We start from the raw sequence: 1,074 nt of genomic DNA on the forward strand, positions 1-1,074 counted from the left end.
AGGGCACCTTGATTGCCGGAAAACAGGTGGATATTAACGCCGAGGCCCTCAGCGGTGACGGCCAACTGTTATCGCAGGGGGATATGGCCGTCACCTTAACCGAGGATTTTCACCATACCGGCAACACGGTGGCCAATGGCAATCTGACCCTGAAAACCACCGGCAATCTCCTCAATGACCGCCAGATAAAAGCCGGTCGGGCGCTACATCTTGATGCGCACAATCTGACCAACAGCGCTGCCGGTGAAATCAGCGCCGGACAAACGCAAATCCAGGTCCACGATACGCTGAACAATACCGGATTGATTGACGGCGGCCTGACCCATCTCACGGCCAACACCCTGAACAATACCGGCACCGGGCGCATTTACGGCGACCAACTCGCCCTCCAGACGGGCACGCTGAATAACAGCGCACAGGACGGCAAAGCCGCCGTGATTGCGGCGCGGGACCGACTGGATATCGGCACCGGGATACTGAACAACAGTCACCATGCCCAGATTTACAGCGTGGGCGATATGCACATTGGCGGCCAGTTGGACAACAGCCTGACGGCCACCGGTCAGGCCCGTGAGCTCAATAACCACGCGGCGACAATTGAGGCCGGGAAAAACCTGAAAATTCAGGCTGAGCAGATTCACAACACCAACGCCGGTCTGGTCACCCAAGTTGTCGAAACAGAAAAATCACGACATCACGATGCGGTATTGAGCGGCCAGACCACCCGCTATGACTGGTCGCAGGTGGACACTTCCCGCCACAACAAATACGGCGTGCACGATGCCATCATGCCGGACGGCAGCCGCAGTAATGACTTTTACGAATATCAGTACACCCGCACTGTCAAGGAAACTCAGGTCAAACAGAGTGACCCGGGTAAAATTCTGGCGGGCGGCAATATCACGCTCAACAGTGCGGAAGTCACTAATCACGACAGCCAAATTGTTGCCGGCGGCGAGCTGAACGGCGAAATAGGCGAACTGCACAATATAGCCACTCAGGGGGAACGCATCACCACCGATAAAGGTCGCCAGACTCACTGGTATGCGAAAAAGAAACGACTTAAGCCCAGAT

General features: G+C 56.0%; 1 pseudogene. It reads left to right on the forward strand.

Going from position 1 to position 1,074, the window contains the following annotated elements:
- Window positions 1–1,074, forward strand: a pseudogene (locus AACQ83_RS24230) (hemagglutinin repeat-containing protein); the annotation flags it as partial.

It is taken from the genome of Photorhabdus sp. S10-54, from assembly GCF_963878145.1.
Classification (GTDB): domain Bacteria; phylum Pseudomonadota; class Gammaproteobacteria; order Enterobacterales; family Enterobacteriaceae; genus Photorhabdus; species Photorhabdus kayaii.